The organism is Allobosea sp. LjRoot9 (assembly GCF_964252745.1).
Lineage (GTDB): Bacteria > Pseudomonadota > Alphaproteobacteria > Rhizobiales > Beijerinckiaceae > Allobosea.
Genome location: NZ_CAXUPC020000023.1, coordinates 1 through 1,169, shown reverse-complemented (window position 1 = coordinate 1,169; position 1,169 = coordinate 1). Strand labels below are relative to the sequence as shown.

Annotated in this window: 1 protein-coding gene; it reads right to left on the bottom strand. The window is 61.5% G+C overall.

Translation table 11 applies throughout. The features are described 5' to 3' along the window. Positions 1-966, bottom strand: a 966-nt coding sequence (locus ACSQ3P_RS31660; RefSeq protein WP_436169381.1) for a LytS/YhcK type 5TM receptor domain-containing protein, incomplete at its 3' end; no start/stop codon positions are given. Positions 967-1,169 lie beyond the last annotated feature (203 nt).

The following is a 1,169-nucleotide window of genomic DNA, read 5'->3' as shown; positions in this document are numbered from 1 at the left end:
CGCGCGGCGGGTTTCCAGCGATTTCTCGTCGGTGACATCGAGTAGGATGCCGTCCCAGATCATGGTCCCGTCCGGCAGCTCGCGCATGGTGGCCTCGCTGCGCAGCCAGATAATCGCACCGGTCACCGTGGTGTAGCGCGCCTCGAAGCGCCAATTGTCCCTGTCGTCGAATTGCCGCATGCGGGCGTCCTCGAAGCGCGCCCTGTCCTCCGGCAGCATCCGGCCGATCCAGACCTCCGGATCGCGCTCGACCTCCTGCTGGGTGATGCCGAGCGACCTTTCCAGACTAAAGGACGCAAATCTGTAGCTCAGGGTTTTGTCCGGCCGGACGATGCGCTGGTAGAGCGTGCCGGGCGCGCGCTGAACCAGGGTCTTGAAGCGATAGGCGGTTTCACGCCGTTCGGCATCGATGACGATGATCAACGCCATCAATGTCGCACCACCGACATTGACCATCAGCGTGAAAGGCAAGGCCCGGATGATCACTGTCTCGATCATCGCCCAATTCGGCAGCAGCAGCAGCGGCGGAAGCAGAACGAGCGCCGATGACAGAGCCACCAGCCAGACGTCTTCCATGGCAAAATCACGCTGGCGCGACCTGGCGCGCCAATGGATGGCAACTCCCGCCAATGCACTGAGCAGAATGCCGACAATGCCCATGACCATGCCCGGGCCACCATTGGAATAGCGGTAGAGAGCGAGAGGCGCGGCCACGAGAGCCGTCGCCAGTATCCCGCCGACAGGGCCCGCGAGCAGGACGACGACATTTCGTGAATCGATCGCCAACCCCGGCTGCAGCATGAAGGGATGGTTCATGCTGAAGAAGCCGGCAGCAGCCAGCAGGGCGCTGACGACGATCTGGCGCAGAATCTGGTGACGATCGAGCCTTGGCAGGATGATCGTGAGCGCCAGTGCGGCCAGCAGCACGAAAGACAGGCTTTCGATCAGTTTGACGATCAATGACATAAGGGGGCCTTAGGCCGGCTCAACGATTCGATAACTATGCTTTCAATTGCTGAAAGCCTCGCTAACGCAGCATGATCGCCCGTGCTCGAGAGTATATGGCGTCAATTGGCCAGCCTCGTCCCGGGCGGAGCGCCCAGATCGATGCGGATGCGCCACCCTTCAAAGCCTGCCGCGCAGGCTCTTGACGAAGTCCCCGACATAAT